Annotated in this window: 21 protein-coding genes and 1 pseudogene; 8 read left to right on the forward strand and 14 right to left on the reverse strand. The window is 60.1% G+C overall.

What is annotated here, in order from left to right; all coding sequences use genetic code 11:
- The first annotated feature begins 159 nt into the window (after positions 1-159).
- Positions 160-1,662 carry a S10 family peptidase gene (locus tag QQL64_RS08475; RefSeq protein ID WP_284398183.1) on the forward strand — a complete coding sequence of 501 codons (1,503 nt, stop codon included), beginning with the start codon at positions 160-162 and terminating at the stop codon, positions 1,660-1,662.
- Here QQL64_RS08475 and QQL64_RS08480 read toward each other — a convergent pair.
- Entirely contained in the window at positions 1,647-1,883 is a 237-nt protein-coding gene (locus QQL64_RS08480) for an oxidoreductase-like domain-containing protein (RefSeq protein ID WP_284398185.1), read from the reverse strand. The two genes, QQL64_RS08475 and QQL64_RS08480, sit on opposite strands and share 16 nt — an antisense overlap.
- A 141-nt stretch (positions 1,884-2,024) precedes the next feature.
- Here QQL64_RS08480 and QQL64_RS08485 point away from each other — a divergent pair, with 141 nt between their 5' ends.
- On the forward strand, positions 2,025-3,164 hold the full coding sequence (locus tag QQL64_RS08485) for a glycoside hydrolase family 18 protein (protein ID WP_284398186.1): 1,140 nt from the start codon (positions 2,025-2,027) through the stop codon (positions 3,162-3,164).
- A 24-nt stretch (positions 3,165-3,188) separates the two neighbouring features.
- On the opposite strand, the gene QQL64_RS08490 is transcribed toward QQL64_RS08485, so the two are convergent.
- The 3 genes from QQL64_RS08490 to QQL64_RS08500 all read right to left on the reverse strand — a co-directional run bounded on the left by QQL64_RS08490 (position 3,189) and on the right by QQL64_RS08500 (position 5,210).
- A complete protein-coding gene (locus QQL64_RS08490) occupies positions 3,189-3,971 on the reverse strand; it encodes a class I SAM-dependent methyltransferase (protein ID WP_284398187.1) in 783 nt (260 codons plus the stop codon).
- An 85-nt stretch (positions 3,972-4,056) separates the two neighbouring features.
- Positions 4,057-4,680, reverse strand: coding sequence for an RNA 2',3'-cyclic phosphodiesterase (thpR, locus tag QQL64_RS08495; RefSeq protein ID WP_284398189.1), 624 nt, complete (start codon positions 4,678-4,680; stop codon positions 4,057-4,059).
- 29 nt (positions 4,681-4,709) lie between these two features.
- Positions 4,710-5,210 (reverse strand): DinB family protein, encoded by a 501-nt coding sequence (locus QQL64_RS08500; RefSeq protein ID WP_284398192.1) that lies wholly within the window; start codon positions 5,208-5,210, stop codon positions 4,710-4,712.
- A gap of 223 nt (positions 5,211-5,433) precedes the next feature.
- On the opposite strand from QQL64_RS08500, the gene QQL64_RS08505 reads away from it, so the two are divergent.
- On the forward strand, positions 5,434-6,582 hold the full coding sequence (locus QQL64_RS08505) for a YXWGXW repeat-containing protein (protein WP_284398193.1): 1,149 nt from the start codon (positions 5,434-5,436) through the stop codon (positions 6,580-6,582).
- A 109-nt stretch (positions 6,583-6,691) separates the two neighbouring features.
- On the opposite strand, the gene QQL64_RS08510 is transcribed toward QQL64_RS08505, so the two are convergent.
- The 6 genes and pseudogenes from QQL64_RS08510 to QQL64_RS08535 form a co-directional block, all read right to left on the reverse strand.
- A complete protein-coding gene (locus QQL64_RS08510) occupies positions 6,692-7,534 on the reverse strand; it encodes a DUF3014 domain-containing protein (RefSeq protein WP_284398196.1) in 843 nt (280 codons plus the stop codon).
- Between the two features lie 114 nt (positions 7,535-7,648).
- Entirely contained in the window at positions 7,649-8,635 is a 987-nt protein-coding gene (locus QQL64_RS08515; protein WP_284398198.1) for a sulfotransferase family protein, read from the reverse strand.
- A gap of 333 nt (positions 8,636-8,968) precedes the next feature.
- On the reverse strand, positions 8,969-10,564 hold the full coding sequence (locus QQL64_RS08520; RefSeq protein WP_284398200.1) for a carbohydrate-binding protein: 1,596 nt from the start codon (positions 10,562-10,564) through the stop codon (positions 8,969-8,971).
- 255 nt (positions 10,565-10,819) lie between these two features.
- Positions 10,820-11,761, reverse strand: coding sequence for a glycoside hydrolase family 18 protein (locus QQL64_RS08525; protein WP_284399785.1), 942 nt, complete (start codon positions 11,759-11,761; stop codon positions 10,820-10,822).
- Positions 11,745-11,900 carry a hypothetical protein gene (locus QQL64_RS08530; protein WP_284399786.1) on the reverse strand — a complete coding sequence of 52 codons (156 nt, stop codon included), beginning with the start codon at positions 11,898-11,900 and terminating at the stop codon, positions 11,745-11,747. The genes QQL64_RS08525 and QQL64_RS08530 overlap by 17 nt, the downstream gene beginning before the upstream one ends.
- A gap of 26 nt (positions 11,901-11,926) precedes the next feature.
- Positions 11,927-12,187: pseudogene (locus tag QQL64_RS08535) on the reverse strand (carbohydrate-binding protein); the annotation flags it as partial.
- A gap of 604 nt (positions 12,188-12,791) precedes the next feature.
- On the opposite strand from QQL64_RS08535, the gene QQL64_RS08540 reads away from it, so the two are divergent.
- The 4 genes from QQL64_RS08540 to QQL64_RS08555 all read left to right on the forward strand — a co-directional run bounded on the left by QQL64_RS08540 (position 12,792) and on the right by QQL64_RS08555 (position 18,372).
- Entirely contained in the window at positions 12,792-13,289 is a 498-nt protein-coding gene (locus QQL64_RS08540) for a VOC family protein (protein WP_284398201.1), read from the forward strand.
- A 138-nt stretch (positions 13,290-13,427) separates the two neighbouring features.
- Positions 13,428-14,744 (forward strand): MFS transporter, encoded by a 1,317-nt coding sequence (locus tag QQL64_RS08545; protein WP_284398203.1) that lies wholly within the window; start codon positions 13,428-13,430, stop codon positions 14,742-14,744.
- 144 nt (positions 14,745-14,888) lie between these two features.
- Entirely contained in the window at positions 14,889-16,553 is a 1,665-nt protein-coding gene (locus tag QQL64_RS08550) for a methyl-accepting chemotaxis protein (RefSeq protein ID WP_284398204.1), read from the forward strand.
- 7 nt (positions 16,554-16,560) lie between these two features.
- On the forward strand, positions 16,561-18,372 hold the full coding sequence (locus tag QQL64_RS08555) for an EAL domain-containing protein (RefSeq protein WP_284398207.1): 1,812 nt from the start codon (positions 16,561-16,563) through the stop codon (positions 18,370-18,372).
- A gap of 7 nt (positions 18,373-18,379) precedes the next feature.
- Here QQL64_RS08555 and QQL64_RS08560 read toward each other — a convergent pair whose 3' ends face one another.
- Positions 18,380-18,754 carry a hypothetical protein gene (locus QQL64_RS08560; protein ID WP_284398209.1) on the reverse strand — a complete coding sequence of 125 codons (375 nt, stop codon included), beginning with the start codon at positions 18,752-18,754 and terminating at the stop codon, positions 18,380-18,382.
- A gap of 483 nt (positions 18,755-19,237) precedes the next feature.
- Between QQL64_RS08560 and QQL64_RS08565 the strand changes: the two genes are divergently transcribed.
- Positions 19,238-19,912 carry a restriction endonuclease gene (locus tag QQL64_RS08565; RefSeq protein ID WP_284398211.1) on the forward strand — a complete coding sequence of 225 codons (675 nt, stop codon included), beginning with the start codon at positions 19,238-19,240 and terminating at the stop codon, positions 19,910-19,912.
- Positions 19,913-19,945: 33 nt separating this feature from the next.
- Here QQL64_RS08565 and QQL64_RS08570 read toward each other — a convergent pair whose 3' ends face one another.
- The 3 genes from QQL64_RS08570 to QQL64_RS08580 all read right to left on the reverse strand — a co-directional run bounded on the left by QQL64_RS08570 (position 19,946) and on the right by QQL64_RS08580 (position 22,905).
- Complete coding sequence (locus tag QQL64_RS08570; RefSeq protein WP_284398213.1) at positions 19,946-21,211, reverse strand: MFS transporter; 1,266 nt, start codon at positions 21,209-21,211, stop codon at positions 19,946-19,948.
- 72 nt (positions 21,212-21,283) lie between these two features.
- Positions 21,284-22,555: an RNA polymerase sigma factor gene (locus QQL64_RS08575; RefSeq protein ID WP_284398216.1), complete on the reverse strand. Its 1,272-nt coding sequence runs from the start codon at positions 22,553-22,555 to the stop codon at positions 21,284-21,286.
- Positions 22,552-22,905 (reverse strand): YciI family protein, encoded by a 354-nt coding sequence (locus tag QQL64_RS08580; RefSeq protein ID WP_284398219.1) that lies wholly within the window; start codon positions 22,903-22,905, stop codon positions 22,552-22,554. The genes QQL64_RS08575 and QQL64_RS08580 overlap by 4 nt, the downstream gene beginning before the upstream one ends.
- Between the last annotated feature and the right edge of the window lie 83 nt (positions 22,906-22,988).

Genomic DNA, 22,988 nt, shown 5'->3' on the forward strand with positions numbered 1-22,988 from the left:
CCCCCTATCACACAGCGCTAAATCTAATGCACTGCAACAACACGTTCAACGCCCGGCTACGAGAGCCTCTCCTCATAAATGCACATCCATGCCTTTGGGCACGGTGCGCCGACGTCGTGCTTGGTTAGGCTTGTGATTGGTGTGCCCCGAGGAAACGTTGTGCGCAAGATCCTGCAATTCGCCCTGCTCGCTACCCTGATCATCGCCGCCGGCTCGCCGGCCCATGCCGGCGACGACGCCAAGCCATCGGTCGCGGCGGACGGCGCGAATGCCGACGGTTTCCATCTACCGCCCTTTCCCGCCGATGCGCACGTCAGCCAGTCCGCCGTGGTCGACGGCCGCACGTTGAAGTACACCGTCACCGTCGGCACGCTGCCGGTACGCGACGACAAGGGCAACATCACCGGCCAGGTGGTGTTTACCGCATACGCGATGCCCGGCAAGGATCGTCCGGTGACTTTCGCGCTCAACGGCGGACCGGGTGCGTCCTCGGTGTATCTCAACTTCGGCGCGATCGGTCCGAAGCGGGTGAACTTCGGCGTGGACGGCGACAACCCGTCCGATCCGGCGATGCTGCACGACAACCCAGGCACCTGGCTGGGCTTCACCGACTTGGTCTTTATCGATCCGATCGGTACCGGCTACAGCCGTGCGCTGGTGCCGGACGACAAGGCCACCAAACTGTTCTACAGCACCGATAACGACATCAAGTATCTCTCGCGCATCGTCTACGATTGGCTGGTGAAAAACGGTCGCATGGAGTCGCGCAAATACCTGGTCGGCGAAAGCTACGGCGGCTTCCGCGGTCCGCGTATTACCGAATATCTGCAAACCCAGCTCGGCGTAGCGATGAACGGCGTGGTGTTGCTGTCGCCCTACCTCGACGCCGCCTCTTCCGACGACGGTGACGTCTCGCCGTTACCGTGGATGCTCACGCTGCCCTCGATCGCCGCCGCGCATCTTGAGCGCGAACACCAACTGACACCCGAAGCGATGGCGCCGATCATTGACTACACGCGCGGCGACTACGCCATGGCCTTGATGAAGGGTCGCACCGACCCGGCCGCGACCGATGCGATGATCCAGAAAGTTACCGCGCTCACCGGTCTCGATCCGGTGTTCGTCAAACGCTCGGGCGGTCGCCTCGAAACGCAGGCTTATCTGCGCGAGATCTATCGCGCCGAGGGCAAGCTCGGCAGCCGCTACGATTCCAATGTCACCGCATGGGATCCCTTTCCCTACGCGCCGCACCAGGTCGGCGGAGACCCGATCCTTAACGGCATCATCGCGCCGACCACCACGGCGATGGTCAACTTCGTTACGCAAACCGTGGGCTGGAAGTACGACGGCCGCTACAACGCGCTCAGCTATGACGTGAACAATCTGTGGCACGAGGACGACGATGCCAACAAGGGTTCAGTCAGCGAGTTGCGCCAGGCAGTCGCCAACGATCCCAACCTGCGCGTGCTGATCGCGCACGGCTGGGACGATCTGTCCTGCCCGTTCATGGCTTCGGTGCTGATCGTCGATCAGATTCCGGCGATGGGCGATCCCACCCGCGTGCAGGTGAAGGAATATCCGGGCGGCCATATGTTCTACGCACGACCGACCAGCCAGGCAGCGTTGTTGCAGGATGTAAAGACCGTCTACGGCGCGCGCTGAGCTGCAGGGTCCGGCGGCGACGCCGGATCCATGCCCGGATGGCGGACACGCCAGGCTGCCAACGCTTCGCGGTAATGCTGACGCGCTTCCTCATAGAGATCGAAGATGCAAGGGTCACAGCCGTTGCCGCAGCAATCGCCAGGATCGGGTTCGACCGGAGGCCGGGGCGGTGGATCGTCGCGCAGGACGGTATGGTTGGAAATCGGCGTGTCGTCGTTCATGAGCGTAAGCGAACTTGTCATACCCACGATGGCAGCGTGCTCTGCTAACTTCAAGCGCCGGTCGGCAGATGCGACGCAGCACTGTGCAGCGCCGGCGTGCCTTGCGAATATCGAATGATCCACCACCCTGAGGCGTATTTGATGCGTAATGTTTCCTCCCGTCGCCCGCATTACTTCCTCACTGGCGTTTTGCTCACGCTGCTCGCAGCGAGCAGCGGCGCACTGGCGCAAGCGTCGTCCACGCCTTATCGCATCGTCGGTTACGCCAACGGCTGGAATCCCGTGCAGACCAAGGATGTCGGCAAGATCGATACGCTGATCTTCGCATTTGCACAGTTGAAAAATGGCAATGTGGTTCTCGACGACAACGGCGCGAAGCACCTGCACGATCTGCTCGCGCTGAAATCGATCAACCCAAAGCTTAAGGTCGATATCTCCGTTGGCGGCTGGACCGTCGGGGGTTTTTCCGAGGCGGCCAGCACGGCGGCGGGACGGGAGCAATTCGCCGATAGCGCCGCACAGTTGATCGCCGCCCAGCATGCCGATGGACTGGACGTTGACTGGGAATATCCCGGTCACCACGAATCCGGCATTCATTCCAGCCCGCAGGACAAGACCAATTTCACGCTGCTGCTGAAAGCGATTCGCACCAGCCTCGACCGTGCCAGCGCTGCAAACGGTCGCGCCGGAGCCAATCACTACACCCTCAGCGTGGCCATTGCCGACGGTCCTTACGTTAGCGACATCGATATCGCGGCGATCAATCCGTCCCTGGACTGGTTCAATCTGATGACCTACGACTTCGTCAACAGCATGACGCCGACCACCGGGCATCACACTGGCCTGCATGCTTCAGCGCTGATAGCCGGCGACGGGCGCACGACGGACCGTGCCGTACAGCAGTTCCTCGCTGCAGGCGTGCCACCGCGCAAATTGCTGATCGGCGCCGCGCTCTACGGCCGCGAATTTGCCGACGTAACACCCGATCACGATGGCCTCTACCAGCGCTATGGCCACTACGAAGGCGGCCACAACTGGCCGGAACTGAAGCAGGATTACATCGACAAGCAGGGCTATGTGCGCCACTGGGACGCCGTCGCTCAGGCACCTTGGTTGTGGAACGCACAAACGCGCCGCTTCATCACGTATGACGACCCGCAATCGATTGCCGCCAAGATGGCATACATCAAGGCGCAACACCTTGGCGGGATCATGTATTGGGAACAGACGGCCGATCCCAGCGATGAATTGCTCGATGACATGTGGCGCGGGCTGCGTTGATCGCAGGCCCGCACCATTGCCTCATCATTTCGGTTTGCGGAACCGATAGATGAATTGATCGGTATGGCCGCGTATCGACGCGTCGAACACCTTGATGGTGTGCGAGTCGTTCGGATTACGCAGCGCATTGCTCTCGCCGGCATACACGAAGCCCACCGACTCGACTTGCTTCTTCACGATCGCGGGATCGATGCGGTGCAAGGTGTCGGTGTCGGCCATGCCGGAGCCGGCCGGTGCGACGTGGTCGATCACGACAAACAGGCCACCGGGTTTCAGCGCGGCATAAACCTGCTTGTCGAACGCGATCGGATCGACCTTGCCCATAAAGGCATCCGGATAATCGTGATAATTCTGCGAGGTGAAGACCAGATCCACCGATTCCGGCACGCTTAGCTGCGCCGCCGCCTGCTTGAGCACCGACACGTTCGCGTAATGCGGATCGGCGGCAAGCTTATCGGAGCCTGCAACGTCATCCACGGCTTCTTTGCCGTACTCGTTCGGCCACAACGCGTAAACATGACCTTGCGAGCCGACGATGCCGCTGAACACGCGCGTGAAATAACCGCTGCCCGGTATCAGCTCAAGCACTTTCTGCCCTGGCTTTACTTCGCTGAATACCATGATGTCGGTGATCTTGCGCCGTGCATCGTTGCTGACATCCTGGCCGCGGGCGGGATCGTTGACTGCCGCCTGGACGTACGGGGGAACGTAATACACCGCGTGCATGTGATTCATCTGCGACGCTTGCGCCAGGGTCACCCCTGGAATAACGAGTGCCGCAAGCAATACGACGGATATCGAACGCATGACGATCTCCTGATTGGAATGAGCCTCCGTCCAATTGTGCGCTCGCCGATCAGAGCCGCCTACCTGACCTTTGGCCCATATCCCTTCACTCGTGCACCCGCGCCGACAAACGCCAGTTGCCCAGCCATTGGTAGCGTCCCTTTCCCACCACGTTGTGAATCAGCACGATTCTCTCGACTCGCCATGTTATCGGCACAATCGGCATGGTGCCCGGCAATTCGCGGCGACCGTAGGCTAACGTAACGTGCGGCGTAAATTTACGCTCGATACGCCGATGCACACCCGCAGAGGTGAGGGCCGTGTTGAGATCGTCCCACAACGCGAGCAGCGAGTCCGGCACAACGGTGCTTCGCAATATACAAGGCGGCTCGCGACCTCGAAAACTGGCCGCATAGTCGAGCGTCCAGATAAACGACGACGCGTGCAGATGGTCAGCGGCGGACTTCGCTTTCTCGACGACATCGTCAGGCATGGCAGGGTAATCGCCGAGAAAACTCAACGTGGCGTGATAACGCTCCGGGTTGACCCAACGCGCGCGCAGCTCGGGATACTGTTGCTCCACCAGCAATGCCGCACGATGAATGTTGTGCTGTGCGACTTCATCCGGTATCAGCGCAAAGAACAGGCGATGTGTTTTGGCCTGAGTCGCGGGCGGCTGTGCGAAGAGCTCGATCTGCGCGGTAGCGGGCTTGGTCGTGCGAAAGGACATGACCGAAAGCGTACTCCATCCAAAAACGATCAGCCCGTCTCGCGGAGAAACACCGGCAAGTCCGTTGTCGGCGGATGTACGGACAGGCCGTACATCATCATCGCGATGTGCCCACGATGGTAGGTCGCATGGTTGACCACGTGCAGCAGAATCTCGCCGCGGCGCATCGCACCCTCGCCGCCGCCGATGAACGTGAAACGAATCGTTTCATCGCACGCGTCCTCGTCCAGCGTTTCCGCCAGACGGATGTACCAGGCGTCGATATCCGCCTGAGCCGCGCGAAGCACATCGAACGCCGGGCAATCGACAGGATTACGTGACGTAAACCCGTGAGGTACGCCCTCTAGGTGCGCTTTCCACACCTGATCCATGGCATAGACGTGGTGAAGCGTGCGCAGAATGCTCCCGAACACGATCGGTTGTTCGCGAATCAGGGCCGAATCCGGCAGCGCGGCCAATGACTGATAAAGCAATCGATCGGCCCACGCCCTGTAGCGCGTGAGTAACTGAAGATGATCAACCTGCGGCATAGGTTCGATCCAGTGAGGAATAGGCACATGGTAGCGGCGAGCTCCATTCATCTGCCATTTTGCTGACATCAAAGCCAAGCAACACAAAGTCTTGCGGCCGATAAGTCACCATGCCGTGCAAGTTGCCTGCTGAACACCGGTGAACTTATCAAGATATTTCCTGTGCTCCGTCGAAAGTTTCCCGCGTTCTCTGCTGTACGGTGCACACCCAGGAGGCGACACCATGAAAACAATCAGTGCGACGCACTATCTTTCGTCGAGGCGCACCTGGCTGGTGCGCGCGGCGGCTGCCTTGCTTGCCGCCCTCGCCGCGTTAACGGCGATTCCTCAAAAAGCACACGCTGACGTGTTCGTCGGCGTAGGCGTTTCAGTCGGCTTTCCGCCACCGATATTGCCGGTGTATGTGCAGCCGCCGATTCCCGCGCCAGGCTACATCTGGACGCCTGGCTACTGGGCATGGAACGGCGACGGCTACTTCTGGGTACCTGGTACATGGGTGCTTGCACCGTACTATGGTGCGCTATGGACCCCGTGTTATTGGGGCTGGAGCGGTGGCGTTTACCTCTTCCACGCCGGCTATTGGGGCCGCCATGTCGGCTTCTACGGTGGTGTCAATTATGGCTACGGTTATTCCGGCCATGGTTACGACGGCGGTCGCTGGGGCCGGGGTGGCTTTTACTACAACCGCTCGGTGAATCAGTTCGGCGGCACCCACATCACCAATGTCTATAACCAAACCGTCGTCCACAACACCTATGTAAACCGCACCAGCTACAACGGTGGCCAGGGTGGTTTGACGGCTCGGGCAACCCCGCAGGAAGCGAGCTTTGCGCGTGAGCAGCACATGGGACCGGTCGCCGCCCAACAGCAGCATACGGCCATGGCCAGCCATAATCAGGCACTGCTGGCGTCGGTCAATCATGGCAATCCGCCGATTGCGGCCACGGCACGTGCTGGTGCGTTCGCTGGAGCCGGCGTAGTGGCTGCGCGCGGAGCGACCGGCCGGTTCACGCCTGCCGCCGCCAACACCCAACGCGTGAATGCCAATACCATGCAGCCGCACACGAACAACAATATGGCGCTGCGTTCGGCGAACTTCGCGCCGCACGCGAATACCGCAAATGTGGCGCGTCCAGGCGGTAACTCCAACGCGTACAACGCACACGCGCCACAGCCGAATGCCTACCGACCGCAGTCGGCCGGTTATCGCCCGGCAGCAGCGCCGCAATATCGTGCGGCTCCACAGCAATATCACGCCGCTCCGCAGCAGTATCACGCGCAGTCGTATCGTCCGGCGCCACGCCCGGCCGCTGCTCCTGCCCCTCGTGGCGGTGGTGGTGGTCGTCCGCAAGGTAATGCGCATCACGGCTGATCTGCACCGCGCTTGCGACAACGAAAAGGCCCGCTTCATAGCGGGCCTTTTTTATAGAGTACTTTTTGCGATGCCCTTCTTCGCATTCACTCGCTGGCACCGCCTTCGCTTAATGCGCGACCTGACCACCCACCAGCAAAGTGCGAATCGTGCGCAGCTTCGCCTTGAACTGCGCCTCGTTGGCCGATCCAAGGCGAACCATCAGCTTCTGCCCGCTCGATAGCGACTGCAGCTGGGGGTCGACAAAATCATAGTGGGAACCGACCTGAATCACGGCGACCGGATCATGCGGCTCTGGCGCGGCCAGCATGTCGTCGATCGCCCCGAGCAGGCGGTCATTGAAGTAACCGTGCGGATAACCCAGTTCCTGATAAGCCTGCTGGAACAGCGGGTAATTGCGCTTGTACCAGGCGACCAGTGCATGGGGGTCCGCACTCTCCAGCACAGTCATATACGGCCCGTAGCGGTCGGCATTGCTCGCACTGATCACCGTGACGCCATTGGCTTGCTGTGTCTGCATGGCGCCCTTGGGCGTGCGTAGCGGCAGGATGCGGCTACTGCCGAAGCTCGGTCTGGGAAGCGCATCGACGGTCGCCACGACACGCGTAATGATCTGGCTGGACACCAACAACGAGCGAAGATCGCCGCCGCTCGCCAGCGTGGATAGTGCGTCGAGCACACTTGCGTCGCTGTCGGCGAGGGCCGGCAACGAGGCTGTGGATGCCGGGGCTGGCCCAGATGCGGCTTGCACGATGGGATGCTGGATCGTCGATGCCGCACTGGTCGGCGACGCTACGGATGAGCTCGCTGAAGGACTTGTCGCTGTGGCCGTATTCGGATGCATGGCCAGACGCACCAGATAGACGCCTGCCGCCACGATGGCGATCAGGACAATAATCGCAACGATCCAGCTGCCGTACGACGCCTGCTTTTTATGTGTTCTACGGTTCACGATGTCGCCTGTCTAGCAATGAATTCTGCATTGTGACAGGCAAAAACAGGATTTGTTCGATCTACGTATCAGGTGTGGCGACACAGCACACGGCGATAGCCGCGCGCGAATGCATCAGGCAACTCGATAACGCCCGTCCCTCACCGTGTAAGCAACACCAAGATCAACCTTGATTTCAGCTTTCTCCGCAGGCCGCAGTTCCGGCATGAGCGCAGGCATCCTGAAACTGTCTTCGCGGTTGTAAGCCAAGCTGCTTGCGGCGTAGAGGCTTTCATACGACGTCAGGCGCTCGTGCAGCCATTCGCGCAGCTGCGGACCGAACAGATTTTCGACCTTGCTGTCCGCCTGCTGCGGCAAGCCGCTGAGCGCATCCTGCTTCCACGGTTCGACCTTGGGATCGGCGATGTTCTGATGACAGGTCTGATCGAGTTCGACATGGGTGGACAACCCAAGAAACCTGCACAGGCGCTGCCATTCTTCCGCCGGGTTATGAACCAGATCTTCGAGGAAGACGAAATGGTGGTTGGGCGTACCGATGCGCGAACGATGGATATCCATCGCGCGATTCCAGCGCCGCACCCATTGCATCAAGCCGCCGCTGAAGGCCCGATTGTCGTAACGCAGATCGGCATCGGTGACCGATGCGAGTACATCCATGCCCGGGCGAATGACGTGGATGAATCGCGCATCGGGCAAGTAATGTCCGATTTCCGGCAAATAGAACAGGTGATACGGCGTCTTCTCGATCCATGCTAAACGACTAGCCTGCCCCGCCAAGTCGTCCAACAGCGCGACAAAGCGCTTCACGCATGTGTCCTGGAACCAGGGGGCCCTCGAAGACGACTGCTCCGCACCAAGGAGAGCTCGCTGCAAGGCAAGAAACTCGCGGCGTCCGTAGCGACGAGCTAGGCCAAGGCGACGCGCCAACGTACGTCGACGCGGCTTGGCGCCCTCATCGCCCAAGCGATGGTGAAGACCACCGAACAAACTCGGAAAGAAACCGGTCTCAGGCAGTGTAAAAACCTTGGGGTGCCTAGCCAGCATGGCCTGCACAAGAGTGGTGCCCGAGCGCGGGCATCCGACGACAAAAGTTCGTTGCATGAGTAGCTTGCGCCCCCCGCTTTATTTAGCGTTTTGAACTTGCGTCGGATGGCTTCGGCGCAAAAATAAAGAAACGTGTCAGGCTGCCGTAAGTTGACGCAACTTACACAGACGCGCCGATCATGTCCACAGAAAGTTCTTTCGCCAATAGGACTTGCCTAAAATATTCCGACGCACTATTTGCTGCCCGGCAGCAATTCTGTTCAGGTTTCTCCTTACCGAGGCAAATAAAAAGCCACCGGCACTTACGTGCCGGTGGCCTCCACATCACATCCTTACACCTGTGGCGGGCCGGGCATGCCTCCCGACTCGCCAAAGGTTCCCCCTGCTCCATTACTTCCCGAGATCCTTCAGGATCTCATTTGTAAACGCCAGCACGCCGGCACTCGGATACGAATTGCACGTTGACGAGGCCGAACCCGCCGCACACGGCGTATCGCGATCCAGCGACCAGAAGTGCACCCCTGCGAGACCATTGGCGGTCGCGTAGTTGGTGATGGTGTCGATGTCGGCGATCGTAGTGATCTCACCAGCTGCGTCGTTCTGCCCGATCATCGGCGTCAGCTCGATATGGCTCGCGGGGATGCCGTAGGTGTGCTCCAAATTCGTCACCGCCTGGACCGCGGACTGACCCATCTCGCACGCACCGCTCACCACCACACAGTTGGACGCGATAGCACTGCCGTAGTCCATGGTCATCAGATTGACGGTGTAGTTCTTCAGCGCCGGACTGGATGCCTGGATCGCCTGTACCACTTCCGCACCCAGCGAATTGACACCGCCGTAACTGCCATCCGATGCCGCCAGCGTGGCCAGCGTGAACGAGAAGCGCAGGTTCGGATACTGCGATTGCGCAGCAGCCACGTCAGCCACCAACTGCGTGATATCCGCCTGTGTCTGCCCGCCTTCAATATCGAAGTCCACGCCAATCATTTGCGCGGTGTTGTACTTGGCGATGAAACTTTCAAAGGCGGACGCCGACGAACATGTGAACACCCCATTTGCGCCGCCGGTGGACACGATGTAGTTCAAGCCTGCGCTAGAGAGTGAATTGGCGGCGCCTGCGGTGATGTTGGCGGAAATGAATTGCGCAGGCGTCACGCCGGCCCAACTTTCGCTACCGCATTCACCCGTGGCAAAAGCCAGCGAAATAGCTGGAAGATTGGGTACCTGCGTTTCAAAGAGACCGCCACTGCCGACTACTGGAATCATCGTGCCGGTAACAGCCGTGCCCATGGCGTCCGTGTTCCAGTTCATGTTGATGCTCATGTCCTTGTAAGGACTGAACACGAATCCGCCCGGAGTTGGCGTTGGCGTCGGAGTGGGTGTAGGAGTTGGCGTCGGTGTTGGAGTTGGCGTCGGTGTTGGAGTCGGGGTTGGCGAGCCGCTGCACGTGCCGATCTCAGTCCACGGTTCGCCACTGCCGGAGCCACCATTGTTCGTGGCGGGGTTATTGCCCTGAGTCCACCAGTTCGCCTTGTAATTGATGCCGCTTTCGCTCACCAGGGCACCACCGTTGTAGGCCGTTGACGCGTTCCAGGCGGGATCGCAGTTACCTGAAGGTGTCGGAGTTGGAGTCGGCGTAGGTGTTGGCGTCGGAGTGGGAGTAGGCGTAGGTGTGGGCGTTGGCGAACCCGAACACGAGCCTTCGGAAGTCCAAGGCTCGCCAGTACCCGAGCCGCCATTGTTGGTCGCCGGGTCGTTGCCCTGCGTCCACCAGTTAGCTACGTAATTGACACCGTTTTCGCTTACGACGGCGCCACCGTTATAGGCCGTGGATGCGTTCCACGCAGCGGCGCAGCTGGACTGCGCATGCACGGTTTGCACAGGCACAACCGTCAACAAGGTCGTGGACAGCGCCGCGCATACTGCGGTGCTTAGTGAACTCAACGTCAGGGTGGACCACTTCGTTGATCTCTTCATTTGCATGGGACTGTCTCCAGAGTTGGATTGGACCGCAACAAGTGAGTTACATCGACGACTTCATGACCACGCCCATGACTGCGGCGTGTGGGCGGTTGCCATCACACGTCCATGCACGCGGATCGCGTGCAGTGGTCTTATCGTGATTCAAAGCGCAGCATGAATCCGCCGGCCGACTCGCACATCACATCCCCCACATCCGTTGCAGGCCGGAATGCTTTCCGGCCCGCAACAAGATCCCCTGCTCCCTTTGTTTTGCAATTACTTCCCTAGATCCTTCAGGAACTCGTTGGTGTACGCCAACACGCCTGCCGTCGGATACGAATTGCAGGTCGCCGATGCCGAACCTGCAGCACACGGCGTATCGCGATCCAGCGACCAGAAGTGCAGACCGGCAAGACCGTTGGCAGTGGCGTAGCTGGTGATAGTGTCGACGTCGGCGATCGTGGTGATTTCACCGGGCGAGTCATTCTGCCCGATCATCGGCGTCAGCTCGATGTGACTGGCAGGAATGCCGTACGTGTGCTCCAGGTTTTTCACGGCCTGAATTGCCGATTGACCCATCTCGCACGCACCGCTCACGACCACGCAGTTCGCTGCGCTCGTGCCGCCGAAGTCCATCACCATCAGGTTAACGGTGTAGTTCTTAAGCGCCGGGCTGGATGCCTGGATCGCTTGCACCACTTCCGCACCAAGCGAATTGACGCCACCGAAGCTGCCATCGGACGCGCCCAGTGTGGCCAGCGTGAACGAGAAGCGTAGATTCGGGTATACCGACTGCGCAGCCGCCACATCGGCGACCAATTGCGTAATGTCGGCCTGCGTCTGGCCACCCTCGATGTCGAAGTCCACGCCTACCATTTGCGCGGTGTTATAGCTGGCGATGAAACTCTCGAACGCGGAAGCCGACGAACAGGTGAACACGCCTGCCTGACCGCCGGTGGACACCACGTACTTCAAGCCTGCACTCGACAACGCACTGATGTTGCCGGAGATGAACTGCGAAGACGTGACGCCGCCCCAGCTTTCGCTGCCACATGCTCCTGTGGCAAACGCCAGCGTGATCGCGCCGAGGTTGGGCTCTGCCGTGGAATAGAAGCTACCGCTGCCGACGAACGGAAGCGTCGTTCCCGTCACCGCCGTCTGCATCGTGTTCGTATTCCAGTTCAAGTTGATCGTGATGTCCTTATACGGACTGAACACGAATCCACTTGGTGCCGGTGTAGGCGTTGGCGTTGGCGTTGGCGTTGGCGTTGGCGTTGGCGTTGGCGTTGGCGTTGGCGTCGGAGTAGGCGTCGGGGTCGGAGTAGGCGTCGGGGTGGGTGTCGGTGAAGACGAGCAAGCGCCCTCCGACGTCCACGGTTGACCACTACCAGGACCGCCATTGTTGGTCGCCGGATTGTTCCCCTGCGTCCACCAGTTCGCTTCGTAATTGACGCCATTTTCGCTGGCGACATTACCCGCCGTATAAATCGCCGTTGAGCTCCATGCAGCGGCGCAGGTTGCCTCCGCGTGCACAACTTGCACCGGCGCAACCGTAAGTAAGGTCGTAGACAGCGCGACTCCCACCGCGGTGCTCAACGAACTCAACGTCAGGGTGGACCACTTGGTCGTTTTCTTCACATGCATCGGACTGTCTCCAGGATTGAATTGAATTGCGACGGATGATTTACATCGGCGATTTCACGGCCGCATTCCAAACAGCCCTGTGGGGGACAGTCGCCATGACGCATCCATGCCCGTTACCACATGTAATGGGATTGCAATGACTCGAAGTGCGGCGAGTATCTGCCCGTGATGACAACGTTGTCCAGTCCGTTTGGCCGTTATGCCCACGCTAGAACGTGATTCACATCGCAAAGAATCAAACGGCATAACAAGACGGTGAAAATTCACATAACGTGCACAATTAAAGATGCTTAAAAACCCTGAAAAACACGGGTTTTTGTCGCTGCAACGCAGCATGGCATTTTCGCCTTCGTGTCGATGCGTCAGTGGATCGCGGCAGTCGTTTTACTGTGATATCGATCAATGAGTCGATTGCGCGTCACGGATGACAGACAACCATAAGCCGCACGTTGTCGAAGACATGGTGTCAGACATGCGTGACAACGATAGCCAGCGCGTCATTCACCGCTTCCGTCAACAAAGAGTGCGACACGTGTCGAATCCACAGCGTTACGCTCGTCGTACTGATTAGGCGCCCATCGACAACGCAAAAAGGAGAGATACCGTGAGCACACGATTCCAGCGCATCACTCCATTCCTGTGGTTTAACGACGAGGCCGAAGAAGCAGCGAACTTCTATGTCTCGGTGTTCGAGAACTCCCGCATCCTCGACAGCACCCGCTATGGCAAAGAAGCGGCGAAGGCCGGCGGCAGGCCCGAAGGCTCAGTGATGACCATCGCCTTCGAACTCGACGGCCAGAAATTCTCCGCCATCAACGGCGGCCCGGTGTTTACGTTCAACCCGGCATTCTCACTGGTCGTGAATTGCCACGGACAGGACGAAGTCGACCATTACTGGAACCTTCTCTCCAAAGACGGCGACCCGGCCGCGCAACAGTGCGGCTGGCTTAAAGACCGCTATGGGCTCTCGTGGCAGGTCGTGCCAGTCCAATTGGTCGAACTGCTGACCGCTTCCGACCAAGGCAAGGCACAGAAAGCCATGCAGGCCCTGATGAAGATGAAGAAGATCGATCTGAATACGCTGCTGAAAGCCGCAGCCTGAGCCTCGATTGTTCTGTCGTGTCGACGCGCAAAGCGCATTGAACACCTAACGTTACGGTATTCGCGCCGTCCTGTTCGGTAGCGCGAATGCCGTGATGGATAACCTCTGAAAGCAGCAAAAAACTCGGCGGTTTGTGCAATGACGCAGCGCACCATGGAGGCGTACAATGGCATGGTGTCCGGTCGCCCCTCCGGACTAATTCGCCAAGTTCCCTACCCCATGGCCGATCCCTCCCGCACCACTGCGACCTCCGCAGGTCGCGCGTCCGATGTGCTGCTGTCGATTCTCAGCACCGTCGCTTTCACCTTTATCGCCTACCTGACCATTGGCTTATCGCTGGCCGTGCTGCCCGGCTTTGTACACACCAACCTCGCCTTCGGCGCAATGTTGGCGGGCCTGGCAATCAGCATGCAGTACGTAGCGACGCTGATCAGTCGGCCGCACGCAGGGCGCATGGCCGATGCGAAAGGTCCCAAGCGAACGGTGATGACAGGACTGACGATGTGCGCTGCCAGCGGTGCGCTTCTGCTGCTGGGTGCACTGGCCAGCGGTCTGCCATGGATAAGTCTTGGCCTGATCTTCCTGGCGCGACTGGCGCTAGGTTGCGCCGAAAGCTGCGTCGGCACCGGCGCCATTGCCTGGGGCATGGGCCAGGTGGGACATCAACACACGGCGCGCGTCATTTCGTGGAATGGTGTGGCCACCTACGGCGCGATCGCGGCAGGCGCACCGCTGGGTGTGCTGATCGAACATCGCTTCGGTTTTGCCGCCATCGGCGCAGTCTCGTTGTTGCTGCCGCTTGCCGTACTTCCGTTGGCCCGGCTCAAACGCGCCACGACCATAAAGACAGACGAACGCTCGCCGTTTCGCACCGTGGCGGCGCGCGTTGTGCCCTACGGCATTGGACTTGCGCTCGGCTCGATCGGTTTCGGTTGCATCGCCACGTTCATCACGCTCTTCTACGCCGCACACGGTTGGGAAAATGCGGCGCTCGCACTCACGGTGTTCGGCGTGGTGTTCGTCGGCGTGCGCTTTGTGTTCGCTCGCACGATCAACTGGCTAGGCGGCTATCGCGTTGCCATGGCGTCGCTGACTATTGAAGCGATCGGGCTCATCACCTTGTGCCTGGCCAGCGATGCACGCATGGCCGGCGTCGGCGCGGCCATCGCCGGTTTCGGTTTTTCGCTGGTGTTTCCGGCACTGGGCGTCGAGGCCGTGCATCGCGTGCCCGAACACAGCCGCGGCTCGGCGCTTGGCGTGTACTCGGTATTCATGGACGTGGCGATGGCCCTCACCGGACCTCTCGGCGGCTGGATCGCCAGCGGCATGGGTTACAACGCTATCTATGGATTTGCTGCGGTCGCAGCGGTGGCAGCAGTGATTCTCGCGCTGATGCTGCAAGCGCAGGCGGCGCGCGGCACACCTGATCTGGCACCCACGCCGGCGGATTCGTAATTCACACAGGCGTTGCAAGACAGCTCATCGCGCAAACCGTCATGCACTGGTCAAATAGCTGAAATATAAGATTTTTCCGTGACTTTCCGCTCAAGTTGAAGCGCCATTCGCCGACTAAGAGGCATCCCTCTCCCAAGGTGTGTCATGCCTCGACTGTCCCCCGGCTTGTTTCGTATCACCCTGCGCCGAGTCCTGCTGCTTCGCCTCGCCGGCATCGTTATCCTGTTGATCGTCATCGGTGCTCTGTGCGCCATGGCATTAATGCGAGCCGACCAGCGCATCCAGTCTGTGGTCGGCGACACACTCGCGCCCATTTCCGATGTCGGCCGTATTCAGAGCGACTTCAACAACGATTTCCAAGCGTTGTCGCACGCGGTGCTGATGCGCCTACCGTCTGCAGTCGATGATGCTGCCACCGCGATCAAGAGCAACCGGGTCGACATCGACCGCTACTGGACACCGTTGCTGCAAAGCGGCCTTGGCGCGCAGCAGAAGTCACTGCTCGACATCGCTGCGCAACATCGCAAGGACGCCGAGCAAGCTATGGGCGATACGCTTACGTTGCTGCAGGCCGGTCAATTCGACATCGCCCAATTGAAACTGGCGACCGATGTTCAGCCCGACTTGGTACCCCTGCAGAGCGACGTCACCAATTTGTTCGAAAACGCGCTGACGTCTGGCAAGACCGCTGCACTTAGCCAGCACGCTGCCAATCGGCAGGGATTGCTGTTGCTGCTTGCAGTGTTCGCAGGGGCCGTGCTGTTGGCGGCCTTGAGTGACGCCACCCTGATCCGCGCCCTAGGCGCGCGGCTGCGTCTCGCTTCGGGTGTGGCCCATCGCATCGCTCGCGGCGAGTTGGGTCTGCCCGTCGTCGTGGGTCGCGATGACGAAATCGGCAATCTGCTGCGTGCCCTGGCCGCGATGGATACACAACTTACCGAGGTTGTTTGCCAAGTCCGCAACGGCGCCGCCAATGTACGAGACGGCGCGCAAGCGCTGGCCGAAAGCACGCATGCGTTGAGTCAGCGCACACAATCCCAGGCCGCCAGCCTGGAACAGAGTTCGGCATCGATGGAACAGATGGCAGCAAGCGTCGCCGAAGCAGCCACGATGGCCGAACAGGCTCATCGCGTCGCAACAGCCTCTCGTCAGCTTGCCGAACAAGGACAACAGGTCGTCGGCCAAACCGTCACGGCGATGGACGCCATCGACCGCTCCGGTCGACGCATTGCCGAATTCGTCGGTCTCATCAATGAAGTAGCGTTCCAGACCAATCTGCTCGCACTCAATGCCGCCGTGGAAGCCGCTCGCGCCGGCGAGCACGGGCGCGGTTTCGCCGTGGTCGCGGCGGAAGTGCGACAGCTCGCGCAGCGCTGTTCCGCGGCGGCACGCGAAGTTCGACAGTCGATCGAGGAAAGCGCAGTTGCCGTGCTCGATGGTCGTACTTTCGCACAGCGTTCGGGCGAAGCCCTGGTCGGTATCGTCGCCAGCGCAGCGCAGGTCTCAGAAAAGGTGGCGGGTATAGCACTGTCCGGTCGTGAACAAAAAGCCGGCATCGATCAAGTAAACCTCGCTGTTGCGGGCATGGACACCATGACTCAGGAAAATGCGGCGCTGGTTGAACGCACGGCCATGATGAGTCATGCCATGCGCGGCAGTGCCGATGAACTTCTTCTGCAAATGGACTTCTTCCGCATCGAGCAAACGACTGCGGACGCCGCCCAAGCGGACAACCACACCGCGGCCCGCGCAGTGTTCCGGCAGGTTATCGATCAAACTGCATCGCAGGCTTTTGACCAAGCTGCCTGACACCGACATGTCATTTCCGCGCGACAGCACCCGTCAGACCAGCCTGCTTGATAGGGCGAAGGACGGGCTGCATGCCCTCTTCCAGCCGGTAGTGCGGCTGGACACGATGGAAGTGGTTGCGCACGAAGGTCTAACGCGCGCGGCCGCCGATCTCGGCGGTATCAGCACACCGGAACTGCTGAATCTTGCGCGCGTCGAGGGACGTCTAGGTGAATTTGAATTGGCGGCTGCGCGGACTGTGTGCAGCGCGTTCATGGCGCAACAGGCGCGCGGCCGATTGCTGGTCAATCTGAGCGCGCAGGCTTTCATGCAAGAGTCGATCAAACCCGACGAACTGCTCGCTGCGCTCGGTGCTGGTGGTATGGACCTCAGCCGCATCACCATCGAACTCACCGAACGGGATATCGTCGAGGAGCCTGCTCATCTTGCCCATGCATTGGGTTATCTGCGTGCTCACGGCGTGCGCCTCGCGCTGGATGATTTTGGCAACGGCCACTCCAATTTTGAGATGTGGAACGAGATCCACCCGGAAGTGGTGAAGATCGACCGTTACCTGATTCATGGGTTAGCCAAGAGCGCGGGGCGCCTGGCCATCGTGCGGGCACTCTGCCAGGTTGCCGAAACGCTGGGGGCCGACCTGGTCGGCGAGGGCGTGGAAGACGCGGATGACCTACGCATGCTGCGCGAACTCGGGATTTCCTATGCGCAAGGATTTTTGCTCGGCCATCCGGCGCCGCAAGTGAGCGACACGATCAGCGAGACGGTGCTTGCAACGCTGAACCAGCCTGTCGTGTCGGTACCACCTCGCCTGCGCGGGCCCGTCACGCAACGGCCGATGCATTTGTGCCATCTGGTCATCGAGGCCCCGTCGCTGACTCCGCAGCAAACCAATCACGATGTGATAACCCTCTTCGCTCGCCTGCCCGAGTTGCATGCGCTTGCGGTAGTCGAAGACGATCACCCGATCGGCATCATCAATCGACGCATTTTCAGCGAACGCATGGCCCAACCGTATACGCGCGAACTCTACGGCCGTAAAAGCTGCACTGCGTTCATGCACGAAGCGCCCTTGTTATGCGATGTTCTGCAGTCGCTGGAAAGCATGGCCGATATTCTTCGCGGAGAGGACCAACGTTATCTCAGCGATGGTTTCGTGATTACGCGCGAAGGACACTATCTCGGCTTGGGTACCGGCGAATCGTTGGTGCGGCGCGTGACCGAATTGCGCATCGAGGCGGCGCGTTACGCAAACCCGCTCACTTTCCTACCCGGCAATATTCCGGTGACCGAACACGTGGCACGGCTATTACGCGCCGAGCTGCCGTTCACGGTGGCCTATGTAGATCTCAATCACTTCAAGCCGTTCAACGACCAATACGGTTATTTTCGCGGCGATGAGATGATCCGCTTGCTGGCCGGTATCCTCACCGCGCAGGTCAACCCGCGTTGCGATTTCGTAGGCCATATCGGCGGCGACGATTTTTTGCTGGTGTTCCAGAGCGACGACTGGGAAATCCGCTGCCGCCAAATGGTGGCATTGTTCAATCAGCGTGCGCCCAGCCTGTTCGCCGCCGAAGACATTGCTCGCCAAGGCACCGTCGGCGAGGATCGACACGGCAATACGCAGTTCTTTCCGCTGACTACCGTAGCGATTGGAGCAGTGCGCGTCTTGCCGCCGTTTCCCGGCCACCCCGAAACACTGGCAACACTGGCCGCACGCGCTAAACGCCATGCCAAACGCGCGCAGGTTGGGTTTTATCTACTATCCGGCGAAACGCCCTGGCCGGCACAGGCCGACGCTTTACCGTCGATGGCCTGAAACAGGCTCAGCGCACGTGCAACCAATGCACATAAACACCGTTCTGCCGATCTTCCTCTCGAAACCCCGCGCGACCTTCCGCCGCTACGCCCCACACCGTGCGCACGCCATCGCCATAAAGCCTATCCACACGCACGTGCTCGCCTTGCGGAATGGAAAAGCGGGTCTCCAGCACCATGACCTGATCGCTTTCCCATACCAGCACGGCTGAACGCCCTGCGTTGGCGCCCCATCCAATGTGGATATGCACTTCCTGTGGTGCGTGCGCACCGCGATTGTCGAGCTTCCAGGTGTCAGTCTTGCGCAGCAGCGACTCCAGATGCGGATCGTTCCAATTCACCTGGTTATTCGACAGCTTCGAGTGGGGCTTGTAGTGGCTCATCCGGCTTACATCCAGTCAGGTCGACGCAATTCGACGTCATCACTCGCACACAACGCCACCGTGCGATCCCTGTCACCCGGCACGGACTAGACCGTGCCGGCTCTTCGAGCCGCCTTGCCTCGTTCAGGTCGAGGGACTTGGGCGAGGCAAGGTCGAACTTTTTTGTTGGATGGTTAGCGCGCTTAAGCGTTCTATCGGCACGGAACGACCGTCCTTTAGTACGAATCTGCCGCCTGTGGCCGGATGGCACTATCGGACATGCAACCCATACCCCTTGAACACTTTGATCGTTCAGCCAGTCGCTCTTTGTTACAAAGCTACGCCGCAGTGCACAAAATGCGCGTCTGTTTCCGCCGTTTTTTGTTCGCCTGGATGCCCAGAACGGCACTGCGGCTGAATGCCGCACTGCACGCTGCTCTCCTGAATCGTCCGCGCTAAGGTCGTTAAACGTCCAAAAGCAGCGTTCACAGCTCGGGGGAGTTGATGGCGAAGCACGGAACTCATCGCATCGAACGATACGTATCGGTGCATTGGCCCGCCGGCCTCTTGCTCGGCGCGAGCGCCTACGTTGGCGTTCGGTACGGTATGGGTGCGCAAAGCGGCGTGCAGATGCTGCTGACGTGGCTAATACTCGGTGCCTGTTGGGGTGGCGCGTTAATCTCCTGCCTCGGTTACCGCCAACGTGCACGGCGGATGGTGATCCGCGACGAGCTGAACGGGTTGCGCGGTATGCATTGGCGCACTTTCGAAAACCAGGTGGTCCAGGCTTTTCGTTACCGCGGTTATGCGGTCGAACACGCCGGCCACGCCGATATCGATAACGGCCTGGACCTGATCGTTCACAAGCACGGTTTGACGACGCTCGTTCAATGCCGGCACTGGCACAACCAGCATGTCGACGTGAAAGACGTGCGCGAGATGCATAGCCTGATGAAATATCACCGCGCTTCCGCTGTGAAAATCATCGCCTGCGGTGATTACACCGCTGAGGCGTGGAAGTTCGTCGCCGGCAAGCCCTTCGAACTGATCTACGGCGAAACGCTGTTGGCCATGTTGCGCGATGCGCAGTCGCCGCTCGATGCGTGCGTGGTTCCTTTCAGGGCGCCGGCTTCTCCGCCGCCCATGCATCACCGCCCGCGAACGGCGGCGCATCCCTAGTAAAAAAAAGCCGCGCAAAAGCGCGGCTTTTTTTCAGTGCATCTCCGTCCGCGATCTGGGCAGCAGCGCCAGCAAACTCAGCACGGCGGCGGCCGACAGGTAATACCCCACGTAGGCCAACCCATAATTCTTCGCCAGCCACGTGGCTAGGTACGGCGCCAACGACGCACCGAAGATGCCGGCCATATTGAAGGCCAGTGAAGCACCGGTGTAGCGCACAGCCGTGGGAAACATTTGCGCCAATATCGTGCCAAGCGGCCCATAGGTAATACCTACGACGCACATGCCCAGCACCATGAACAACATGCCGCTGTGCGCCAACAGCGGCGCGTACGCGATACCGAACGCAAAGATCAGCAACGTGGCGAGAATCATCGCAAACCGATTGCCGCGGCGATCCGCCAGCCATGCGGAAAATGGAATGAACGCTGCGAAGAACAGCACGCCGACCATCTGCACGATCAAAAACGATTCGCGCGAATAACCCAGCTTGGACGTCGCCCAACTCAACGCGAATACCGTCATCAGGTAAAAGATCACGAACGTAGCTAGCGCCGCGAAGGTTCCTGCGATCAAGGCACGCGTATGGTGGGCAAGCACACTGAGCATCGGCACCGCGACCCGCTCTTGCTGCGCCATGGCCCGCGCAAATGCAGGTGTTTCCGTCAGTCGCAAGCGCATCCACAAACCGACGACGACCAGCACCGAGCTGGCCAGGAATGGAATGCGCCATCCCCAGGCGAAAAACACGGCGTCGCCCATGCTTTGCGTCAGCCATAGAAACATGCCCGTCGCGAACAGAAAACCGATCGGCGCCCCCAGCTGAGGAAACATGCCGTACCAAGCTCGCTTGTTTGCCGGTGCATTTTCGGTCGCCAGCAACACCGCACCGCCCCATTCGCCACCGAGACCCAGGCCCTGTCCCAGTCGACACAGCGCCAACAACAGCGGCGCCAGCACACCGATATGCGCGTAGGTGGGAAGCAGGCCGATGGTGACCGTAGACAACCCCATCGTAAGCAGCGCCGCTACGAGGGTTGCCTTGCGTCCGATTCGATCGCCGAAATGCCCAAACACGGCCGAACCGATCGGTCGCGCGATAAACGCCAGCGCGAAAGTCGCGAACGACTGCAGCGTCGCCGACGCCGGATCGCCGGCCGGAAAGAACAGCTTAGGAAAGACCAGTACCGCCGCGGTGGCGTAGATGTAGAAATCGAAGAACTCGATCGTCGTACCGATCAGACTGGCAAATAGTACTCGTCCCGGCGAATTAGCCGGTGTGGTTACTTCATCCCGCATGTCAAAGCCTTACCGACGTAGGTGCACCGATTCTGCCAGATGCCATGACCGTACGTCGCAGTCTTTTATCGCTCATGCGTGCATGGCACCGCCGCCATTGAGCAGCGCTGCCTGTTGCGACTGCAGAAAGCGGCGCAATGCCGGATCGCCCGTAAGACCGACTGCAATCTCATAAGCGTGATGAGCCTCGCCAAGATTCCCGACACGTGCGAACAATGCCGCACGTGCGGCCCAATACGGCTGATACTCCGCAAGCCGTTTGTCGATCGATAAAGCCTCGACGATATGGAGCGCAGCGCGAGGCCCATCCACCTCCGCAATAGCCAGCGCACGATTGAGCGCAACAACGGGCGAACCCGTTAAGGTCAATAGCGCATCGTAGAGCTGTACTTCTGGCGTCCAGTCGGTACGGCCGGAACGCCGACGTTCGACATGCGCCGATTGCAAGGCCGCTTCGAGCTGATAACGACCGATACGGCCAAACGTACTAGCGCGACGCAATAGCGCTTCGGCGTCATCGATCATGGACGCATCCCATAGGGAAATATCCTGCTCGGCCAACGGCACGTAATCGCCTTGAGCATCGCGGCGCGCCCGCCGCCGTGCCTCCGCATACAACATGCCGGCGAGCAGGCCGAGCGCTTCCGGCTCCTGCGGCAGCAGCTCCGCCAGCAATCGGGCGAGGAATAGCGCTTCGTCGGCGAGATCGCGACGGAGAAGGTCCGCATCGTTCGGATCGCTCCACCCTTGCGCGAAAGTGGTGTAAACGGCATCGAGCACACCGTCGAGCCGCTCCGTCAGTTCATCGAGATCAGGTATGACGAAGGGGATGCCAGCTTCGCGGATTTTCTGTTTCGCACGCCCCAGACGCTTGCTCATCGCATCGGGCGAGGCAAGAAACGCGGAGGCGATGGTCTTTGCATCGAGGCCAAGCACGGTCTGCAGCATCAGAGGTGCTCGAATATTCGTATCGATCGCCGGATGCGCGCAGGCAAAAAGCAGGGCGAGGCGCCGGTCGGGAATCGCCGCATCGTCGGCTGCATCCGCCCACGTGGCGTGTTGATCCAGCATCGCTCGCAACTGCTGCGCTGCCGCGTCTCCACTACGACGACGGCGCACTCCGTCAATGCCTTTCCGGCGCGCAACAGTCATCAGCCACGCCTCCGGATTGTCCGGGCATCCGTTCACGGGCCAATCCGAGAGTGCGGCAGCGAATGCCTCCGACAACGCGTCCTCAGCCGCCGACACGTCATGCATGTCGGCGGCCAGATACGCGACCAGCTTGCCGTAGCTGCGGCGCGCGACCGCATCCGCAGCGAGGCACGCCTGGGTCTTGCCAGTCACCCTGCGTAACTCCACACCGGGCGCACTTCAATCGTGCCATGGCTACTACCGGGGCAGCGTGCAGCCCAGCCAAGCGCCGCATCCAGGTCGGGCGCCTCGATCAGGTAATAGCCGCCCAGTTGCTCCTTGGAATCCACATAAGGGCCGTCCAGCACCTGCGACTTGCCGTCGACCAGGCGTACCGTGGTGGCGGTATTCGTACCTTGGAGACGGTTGGAGCCTACCCACACGCCGGCCGCTTTCAAGGCCTCCGTGTAGGCGCCGTACGCGGCAACGCCGCGCTCCTGATCGGCCTTCGACATGCGGGCCCAGCCGCCTTCTTCCGCATAGAGCATGAGTAGGTATTGCATCGAGATTCTCCGTTGGATCGTGACGGGCACTATGCGCCGCCATTCCGATGACGCGCGAGCTATCGCGATTTGGACATCTATCC

This window comes from Dyella lipolytica, from assembly GCF_030160075.1.
GTDB lineage: Bacteria > Pseudomonadota > Gammaproteobacteria > Xanthomonadales > Rhodanobacteraceae > Dyella_B > Dyella_B lipolytica.